We start from the raw sequence: 9,015 nt of genomic DNA on the forward strand, positions 1-9,015 counted from the left end.
CTGGTATATTTTTCTCCCAGCTCTGTAGGAAGCTCCTGCAGGATCACATAGCGGGATTTTCCGTCTTTGCCTGTTACTTTCATCATTTTAAGGGCACGGATATCTCTTGACACCGTTGCCTGTGTGACCTTGAACCCTGCCTCGTTAAGGCGGGACGCAAGCTCTTCCTGCGTATCAATATCATACTGCTGGATCAGTTCTTTGATTTTTTCATGTCTTGCTACCTTCACAATATACCTCCGTCCGGTGCCTTAGTTATCGCGCATTTTCTGCCTCAGCACTTCTACAAAGCTTAAATGGTTCAGTTTCAGTATCCTGCAGCTTACTGAAGCCTTTTTTATGATAATTTTATCACCTGTTACCATTGGGATCACCGTGTCTCCGTCAAAAGAAGCCAGACCTTTTTCCTCATTCTGCCTTCTTCCCTCTCCTATCTCCACTGTGATCACATCCTCTGCCGGGAAAATAATACTTCTTGTATTCATGGTATGAGGCGCTATAGGTGTCATCAGAGTCATAGACGCATCCGGGGACACCACCGGTCCGCCGCAGGACAGACTGTAGCCTGTAGATCCCGTAGGCGTGGAAATAATGATGCCGTCTGCATTATAAGAATTCAGGTATTCATTATTTACATAATTTTTAAACCGGACCACCCTTAAGGGTCCCTCTCTGCAGATCACAATGTCGTTAAGAGCAACATCCTCGCCAATAAGCTTTCCGTCTCTCCACACGCTTCCGGTAAGCATCATCCGCTCTTCGATCTCATAATCATCTGCCATCAGCTGATCCAGAGACGGATAAATGGAATTTTTGTCCACCTCTGCCAGAAAGCCCAGAGTTCCCAGATTCATTCCCAGAAGCGGGATCTCTCTGTGGACCACATCTCTCGCCGCCTGAAGAAGGGTTCCGTCTCCGCCCAGTACAAGAATACACTGAGTTCCCTCAGGAATCAGATCCGGATCCGTGTAGTGGAATTTTCCTCTCTGCCTGCGTTCTGCCTGCTGTACCCTGCATTCTTTTCCATGAGAAGTAAGATAGGTCTCTATTTCTTCCGTCAGCTTAAAGTCCCTGTCCTTGGCATCGTTTGTAATAATATAAAACCTGTCCATAGCATCCCTTCCCTAATCCAGCTGATCGTGAGCCTGGCGCACGATGGTCTCAGGCTCCACTTCCGGTGAGGATTCTGTAATAGTTCCCTCAGGCTGCTTTTTCAGATGAAGAAGATATTCAATATTCCCTTCCGGTCCCTTGATCGGTGAAAAAGAAAGGTGACGCGGTTCAAGGGCAATGGACTGCGCATATGCGATTACTTTTTCAATCACCTCAAGGTGTACTGCCGGATCCCGGACAACACCTTTTTTCCCAACCTTTTCTCTGCCCGCCTCAAACTGCGGCTTGATCAGGCACACGATCTCTCCATTCTCTGTAAGAAGATTTCTTACAGGAAGAAGAACCTTGGTAAGGGAAATAAAGGACACGTCAATGGAAGAAAAGTCCGCCGGCTCCTGAAGGTCTTCCGGAACCACATACCTGATGTTTGTTTTTTCCATACATACCACACGGGGATCATTGCGAAGCTTCCAGTCAAGCTGTCCATATCCCACATCAATAGAATAGACCTTTACTGCGCCGTTCTGAAGCATACAGTCTGTAAATCCTCCGGTGGAAGCTCCTACATCCATACAGACCTTTCCGTCAAGAGTCACCTCAAAATGATTCATGGCCTTTTCCAGTTTCAGCCCTCCGCGGCTTACATAAGGAAGGGTATTTCCCCTTACCTCGATCTTAACCGTCTCCTGAAACATGGTTCCTGCCTTGTCTTCTTTCTGTCCGTCCACATACACATCCCCGGACATAATATATGCCTTTGCTTTTTCTCTGGATGGCGCCAGGGCCCGCTCCACCATCAAAAGGTCAAGTCGTTTCTTCATTTCTGCTCCTTATACCCGTCCTCTGCTGTTTTTTCTTCCTCTAATTCATTTTCTATGGCGCTGAAGATTTCTGCCGGAGACAGACCGATCTTAGCTCTCAGGCTGTCCACCTCTCCATGCTCCACAAAGCGGTTCCAGATGGCAATGGGAAGTACCCGTGTTTCCGGATGGCAGGCTTCCATATAAGCTGCCACATGTTCGCCAAAACCGCCGCTTTTTACATTTTCCTCTACTGTTACAAAAAGGCTGTGATCCTTTGCCAGCTCATCCAGAAGCCCGGTGTCCAGAGGCTTGACAAACCTTGCGTTTACAAACGTTGGATCCTCTCCCTTGGCTTTCATTTCTCTGTACACCTGCTCACATACTGCAGTCATGCTTCCCACTGATAAAATCGCTGTTTTTTCTCCCCGGTAAAGAATCTCGCTTTTTCCATACTGGACAGGACTCTGAAACTCTTCCAGCCCCTGATATGCGCCTCCTCTGGGATAACGGATCGCGCAGGGACCTGCCATATATGCGGAAAATTCCAGCATTTTTGACAGTTCCCAGGCATTTTTCGGAGCCATCACTGTCATATTGGGTATCATAGTCAGATAAGACAGATCAAAGCATCCCTGATGGGTTTCCCCGTCAGCGCCTACAAGTCCCGCCCGGTCAATGGCAAAAATCACATGCAGGTTCTGCATGCACACGTCATGCACGATCTGATCCACTGCTCTCTGCAAAAAGGAGGAATAAATAGCCACTACCGGAATCATTCCACCCAGAGCAAGGCCTGCTGCAAATGACACTGCATGCTCCTCTGCAATTCCCACATCAAAAAACCGGTCCGGAAATTCCTTTGCAAATCTTTTAAGCCCGGTTCCTTCCCGCATAGCCGCAGTAATACAAACCAGCTTTTTCTGCTCTTTGCCAAGAGCTGTCACTGTATCCGAAAAAACATCTGTATAGGTAAGGCTTTTCTTTGCTGACAAAGGCTTTCCTGTTTTTATGTCAAAAGGACCTGTACCGTGAAAACGGTCCGGGTGAACACAGGCGGGCGTATAGCCTCTGCCTTTTTCTGTAAGTACATGAACGATCACCGGTCCTTCTACCCGTTTTGCCTCATTAAACAGACGCATCATCTGGCGCATATTATGTCCGTCAACCAGCCCCAGGTAAGTGATTCCCATATTTTCAAACAGCATGCCCGGAATGATCAGCTGCTTGATGCTGCTTTTTGTTTTCCGCATGGTGTCCACAATAGCCGGTCCTATTTTCGGCACTTTTTTCAGTGTTTTTGTCACATTGATCTTCATTCCGGTATAGGACTCTGCTGTGCGCAGCGCACTTAAATAGGAAGACATTCCTCCTACGTTTTTTGATATGGACATATTATTGTCATTGAGCACAATAATAAAATTCGTTTTCAGCCCTGCCGCATTGTTCATGGCCTCATAAGCCATTCCGCCTGTCAGAGCGCCGTCGCCGATCACAGATACTACCCGGTAATTCTGTCCCAGAAGATCTCTGGCTCTTACGTATCCCAGACCTGCAGAAATAGAATTGGAGCTATGACCTGCGTCAAAAGCGTCACAGTCGCTTTCTTTTCTTTTTGGAAAACCGCTCATGCCGCCTTCCTGCCTGAGTTTTGCAAAGCCGTCCTTTCTTCCGGTCAGGATCTTATGGGTATATGCCTGATGTCCCACGTCCCAGATGATCCGGTCCTGAGGAAGATCCAGCACATTATGAAGGGCAAGCGTCAGCTCCACAGCTCCCAGATTTGACGCAAGATGTCCTCCTGTACGGCTGACCGATTCTATTAAAAACTGTCTGATCTCTTCTGCCAGAAGCGGAAAATCCGCCAGCGCGATCTTGTGAATATCATTGGGCTTATTGATCTTTTCCAACATCCTTCGTGTCCCTCTCTTACTTCCTGCGCCCTGCCATTTCCCTGACCAGAGCCGTCAGGAATTCATTTTTTCTGTTCAGCTTTTCCAGAGAAGAAACCGCGCTTTCAGAAAGCGCTTCTACCTGTCGGGACGCCTCCTCTGTACCGAAAAGTGTCACATATGTAATCTTATTGTTCTTTTCGTCACTGTGAACCGGCTTGCCAAGCTCTTCGCTTGTAGATGTCACATCAAGAATATCATCCCGGATCTGAAAAGCCAGTCCGATATCTGACGCAGCGCTTTCTACAAGAGCAAGCTCCTGTTCATCTGCGCCGCCCAGAACTGCTCCTGCCATCATGGAGGCTTCCAGAAGAGCTGAGGTTTTGTGTTTGTAAATATAATCCAGCATTTCCTTGCTTAAAGGCTTGCCGTCATTTTCCACATCCACACTCTGGCCGCCCAGCATACCGTAGATCCCAGTCTTTTCTGCCATAATCCGAAGAGCCTGTATCACACGCGCATCTCCCGGAGCATGATCAAAAGCCCGGAACATGGTTTCATAGGCATAATTTAAAAGAGCTGCCCCTCCCAGGATCCCCATGGCTTCCCCATATACCCTGTGAGCAGTCAGACGCCCTCTCCTGTAATCATCATTATCAATTGCCGGAAGATCATCATGGATCAGAGAATGCGTATGAATCATCTCGATTCCTGCCATAAAAGGCTCTGCCAGAGCCTCGTCTCCGTCAAAAAGCCGGCAGCACTCCAGAAGAAGTACCGGGCGCAGACGCTTGCCTCCTGCACACATACTGTAATTCATTGTCTCTGCCATGGTTCTGGCAAAACCTTTTTCTTCTGGAAGCCAGCGGCGGATCACTTTTTCCGCATGATCCGTCCGTTTTTTCAGTTCATCCTTAAAATTCCCGTAATGTTCCATCTTCATCCATCTGGAGCATCTTTTTTTCTACTGTGTCCAGCTTTTCGCTGCAGTATTTTAAAAGCTCCATTCCTTCTTTATAAAAGCGGAACGAATCTTCCAGAGAGGTCTCGCTGTCCTCCAGCCTTTCTGCCAGTTCTCCCAGCTTTTCAAAGGCTTCCTCCAGGGTCTTCTCTTTTTGGAGATCCGTTTCCTGGTTAATCGTCTCTGTCATGTTTCCCATGTTTCCTTTCTGATTCCTGTAACCTCAGCTTCGATCACACCGTCTGTCACAGAAATTTCCATCCGGTCTCCCGGCTTTATGCCCGCAGTTGTTTTGACTGCCCTGCCCCGGCTGTCCGCCACAAAAGCGTAGCCCTGGCTGAGCTTGCCAAGGGGCGAAAGTCCTTTATAGCGTTCCAGATAAAGCCCCAGCACATGACGTTTTTCCTGAAGCTTCCACTTCATCCCGTCTCTGAGGGCATCCTCATAATCCAGAAGAAGCTGTCTTCTTTCTCTCAGCCTGCTTTCCGGACTTAAATACTGAAATCTCATCTGAAGCTGATCCAGACGTAAACGCTCCAGATTCAGCTTTGCATTCATCCCCCGGTTCAGACGCTCACGGAAACCGGCGGTATTCTCAACCAGCTTCCCATACTGAGCCACAGCCAGCTCTGCTGCCGCTGACGGTGTAGGCGCTCTCAGATCCGCCACAAAATCCGCAATGGTAAAATCTGTTTCATGTCCTACCGCGGAGATCACAGGCGTTCTGCAGTCAAAAATAGCGCGGGCTACTTTTTCTTCATTAAAGGCCCAGAGATCCTCTATGGAACCTCCGCCTCTTCCAACGATCATTACATCCACGCCGGCTTCATCCAGCATACGGATACCCTTTACAATACTGTCCGCAGCTCCTTCTCCCTGTACCAGTGCCGGATAGAGGATGATCTGAACATACGGATTTCTTCTCAGAGAAATATTGCGGATATCCTGTATGGCCGCTCCTGCAGGCGCAGTTACCACACCCAGTCTTCGGATAAATTTCGGAATGGGCTGTTTATATTCCTGGGCAAACATTCCCATTTCTTCCAGTTCTCTTTTCAAAGCAAGAAAACGTTCGTACAGAACGCCTTCTCCTTCCTGGGTGATCTCCTTTGCATAAAGCTGATAACGTCCGTCCCTCTCGTAAACGTCCACAGCTCCGCCCACTACCACCTGATCTCCGTCTTTCATGCGGAATGCCAGTCCGCGCCTGTGTCCGGCAAACATCACGCAGGAAAGAACTCCTGTCTCATCTTTCAGAGAAAAATAAATATGTCCGCTTGGGTGATATTTACAGTTGGAAACCTCACCCTTTACATATACCTTTTTCAGGACAAAATCCTGAAGGAACATATTTTTTACATAGCGGTTGACCTGACCTACGGAATAAACTCTTTTCATTTTCAGTTCTTGCTTTCTTCAGATGACGGCTGTTCCTTTTTTTTCTGATTTTTGCTGGATCTGATAATGATCTTTGCCTGGTGGGAAGGACGATGTGTTCTGCGCACAGGACCGCCCTCTTTCTTTCCGCTTGCGATCTTTCCAAGGATTCCGTTTACAAAGGAACCGGAGTCTTCTCCGCCGAAAAGCTTGGCAAGCTCTACTGCCTCGTTGATGGCAACTCCTACCGGAATCTCCTCATCGAATTTCATCTCATAAAAAGCAAGACGGAGAGCAGTCAGGTCAACCCTGTTCATTCTGCTTGTTTTCCATCCCTGGCTGTATTCATTTAATTCCTGATCGATCTCTTCAATATGCGCAAGAATATCATCGTATTTCTTCTTCATGACAGCCTGCTCTTCTTCTGTCAGCTCCTCCAGACTGTCAAAGTAAAGAGAAAGCTGCTCCGGCATTTCTCCCTCTTCATTAAACTGTGTCATAAACAGCAGTTTGAAAATATGTTCTCTCTGTTCGTGTCTTCGCATAATTCCTCCTCATATAGAAAAAAGGAAAGGGTTACTTTCCTTTTTCGTTCTCCATATCTACACCAGCAATGCGGATATTTACATCTGCAACCTCAAGGCCTGTCATATTCTCAATAGATGTCTTTACCTTGTCCTGAACCTTCCGGCTGACGTCCAGAATATTTTTTCCGAAATCAATATTCAGTGTCAGATCCACTGTGACAACGCCCTCCAGAACAGTAACCTTTACGCCCTTGGACAGGTTCTTCATTCCAAGCTTGCTTACCAGTTCATTTGTGATGTTTCCGCCCATGGATGCAACGCCCTCAACCTCTGTAGCCGCAAGTGCCGCAATGATCGTCACCACTTCATCTGCGATCTTTACTTCACCGATACCTCCTACATCCTGTATTTTATAGGTTGTTCTTTTTTCTGCCATAATAACTCCTCCTAAGGATTCAGAATCAGATACTCCGGTTAAGGAACAGACTTTTTCATGTTTCCTCTGTCCCTGTTAATAAGCTTAGTATATCAAATTTTTACAGAAAATAAAAGCATTTATTATTTATTTCATTTTGTATCGGTTCTTCTGATAAAGTTTTTATTTACTGAACTCTGTCAGTACAAGATCCGGATTCCGGTCCTGAGTCATGCCCACGCTCCATGCATTTACAAACAGAAGCAGAGGATTTCCTTTCAGGTCTGTTACCTTTTTCATATCTGAGGTTCCTGTGATCTTTGCCACATCCACTTCATCCTTATTGGCGATCCACCGGATATGCTCATAAGGAAGATTTTCCAGACGGATCTCTACATTATATTCATTTTCCAGGCGGTATTTCAGAACATCAAACTGCAGGACACCCACAACGCCCACAATGATCTCTTCCATTCCTGTATTAAACTCCTGGAAGATCTGAATGGCACCCTCCTGGGCAATCTGATTGATTCCTTTTACAAACTGCTTTCTTTTCATGGTATCAATCTGACGGACACGGGCAAAATGTTCCGGCGCAAAGGTAGGGATTCCCTCAAAGGCAAACTTTCTTCCCGGTGAACAGATGGTATCTCCAATGGAAAAAATGCCCGGGTCAAATACACCGATAATATCTCCTGCATATGCCTCGTCAACCACATGACGGGATTCTGCCATCATCTGCTGTGGCTGCAGAAGGCGCATTTTTTTGTCTCCCTGTACATGATATACCTCCTGGGAAGCGTCAAACTTGCCGGAACAGATACGCATAAAGGCAATTCTGTCACGATGAGCCTTGTTCATATTTGCCTGGATCTTAAACACAAAGGCAGAAAAATCGTCAGACATAGGATCAATCTCTTCCTCATCTGCAATACGCGGAAGTGGAGAGGTTGTCATGGACAGGAAGTGCTCCAGAAAAGTCTCCACACCAAAGTTTGTCAGCGCAGATCCGAAAAATACCGGAGTCAGCTCACCTTTACTTACCAGCTCCTGATCAAAATCTGCGCTTGCTCCGTCAAGAAGCTCGATTTCTTCCATCAGCTGTTCCTTCTGATCAGGATCTACGATTTCATCAAGACGGGCGTCATCAATGTCGATCTCCTCAATGATTCCCTCTTTTGTTCCTTTTTGTGTATCGGAAAAGGTCAGCACCTTATGGGTGTTTCTGTCATAAACGCCGCGGAATTTTTTTCCGGAACCAATAGGCCAGTTAATAGGGCAGGTCGCAATTCCCAGTTCCTTTTCGATCTCATCCAGAAGATCAAAGGTATCGTTTGCGTCTCTGTCCATTTTGTTGATAAATGTAAAAATCGGAATGTGGCGCATTACACAGACCTTGAACAGCTTTCTTGTCTGCGCCTCCACACCCTTGCTTCCGTCAATGACCATGACGGCGGAATCTGCTGCCATCAGGGTACGGTAGGTATCCTCCGAGAAATCCTGATGTCCCGGTGTATCCAGAATATTGATACAGTAGCCGTCATAATGGAACTGAAGCACAGAGGAGGTTACGGAAATACCTCTCTCCTTCTCGATCTCCATCCAGTCAGATACCGCATGGCGGGCAGTTGCCTTTCCCTTTACGCTTCCTGCCAGATTGATAGCGCCTCCATAAAGAAGGAATTTTTCTGTCAGTGTTGTCTTACCGGCATCCGGGTGGGAAATAATGGCAAAGGTTCTTCTTTTTTCTATCTCTTTCGCATACTTGGACACGTTTAAGCCTCCTGTTTTCTATTCATACAAACTCATAACATACTCACACATTCTAGTATACAAAAGCCTGCACTGTCAAGAGCAATCGGACAGGAAAAATCCCCTCTCCCTGCCGGAAGAGGCAATGTCATTTAGTTAAGACATTAAGCAGATGTAT

Annotated in this window: 9 protein-coding genes and 1 pseudogene; all 10 read right to left on the minus strand. The window is 46.9% G+C overall.

Going from position 1 to position 9,015, the window contains the following annotated elements; all coding sequences use genetic code 11:
- Nucleotides 1-230: pseudogene (locus QVP40_RS03090) on the minus strand (arginine repressor); the annotation flags it as partial.
- 21 nt (nt 231-251) lie between these two features.
- A complete protein-coding gene (locus QVP40_RS03095) occupies nt 252-1,112 on the minus strand; it encodes an NAD(+)/NADH kinase (protein WP_022067039.1) in 861 nt (286 codons plus the stop codon).
- A 12-nt stretch (nt 1,113-1,124) separates the two neighbouring features.
- Nucleotides 1,125-1,934, minus strand: a complete 810-nt coding sequence (locus QVP40_RS03100; RefSeq protein ID WP_022067040.1) for a TlyA family RNA methyltransferase — start codon at nt 1,932-1,934, stop codon at nt 1,125-1,127.
- Nucleotides 1,931-3,826: a 1-deoxy-D-xylulose-5-phosphate synthase gene (gene dxs, locus QVP40_RS03105; RefSeq protein ID WP_022067041.1), complete on the minus strand. Its 1,896-nt coding sequence runs from the start codon at nt 3,824-3,826 to the stop codon at nt 1,931-1,933. Before dxs ends, QVP40_RS03100 begins: the two co-directional genes overlap by 4 nt.
- Nucleotides 3,827-3,842: 16 nt before the next feature.
- A complete protein-coding gene (locus QVP40_RS03110; protein ID WP_022067042.1) occupies nt 3,843-4,742 on the minus strand; it encodes a polyprenyl synthetase family protein in 900 nt (299 codons plus the stop codon).
- Entirely contained in the window at nt 4,720-4,956 is a 237-nt protein-coding gene (gene xseB, locus QVP40_RS03115; protein WP_022067043.1) for an exodeoxyribonuclease VII small subunit, read from the minus strand. Before xseB ends, QVP40_RS03110 begins: the two co-directional genes overlap by 23 nt.
- Complete coding sequence (gene xseA, locus QVP40_RS03120; protein ID WP_022067044.1) at nt 4,953-6,164, minus strand: exodeoxyribonuclease VII large subunit; 1,212 nt, start codon at nt 6,162-6,164, stop codon at nt 4,953-4,955. The genes xseB and xseA overlap by 4 nt, the downstream gene beginning before the upstream one ends.
- A gap of 2 nt (nt 6,165-6,166) precedes the next feature.
- The gene (nusB, locus tag QVP40_RS03125) at nt 6,167-6,688 is read right to left on the minus strand and encodes a transcription antitermination factor NusB (RefSeq protein ID WP_022067045.1); all 522 of its coding nucleotides are present in this window, start codon (nt 6,686-6,688) and stop codon (nt 6,167-6,169) included.
- A 31-nt stretch (nt 6,689-6,719) separates the two neighbouring features.
- On the minus strand, nt 6,720-7,106 hold the full coding sequence (locus QVP40_RS03130; protein ID WP_022067046.1) for an Asp23/Gls24 family envelope stress response protein: 387 nt from the start codon (nt 7,104-7,106) through the stop codon (nt 6,720-6,722).
- Between the two features lie 162 nt (nt 7,107-7,268).
- Complete coding sequence (locus tag QVP40_RS03135; RefSeq protein WP_022067047.1) at nt 7,269-8,858, minus strand: peptide chain release factor 3; 1,590 nt, start codon at nt 8,856-8,858, stop codon at nt 7,269-7,271.
- Nucleotides 8,859-9,015: the final 157 nt, after the last annotated feature.

This window comes from Blautia sp. CAG:257, from assembly GCF_000433815.1.
Classification (GTDB): Bacteria; Bacillota; Clostridia; order Lachnospirales; family Lachnospiraceae; genus Blautia_A; species Blautia_A caecimuris.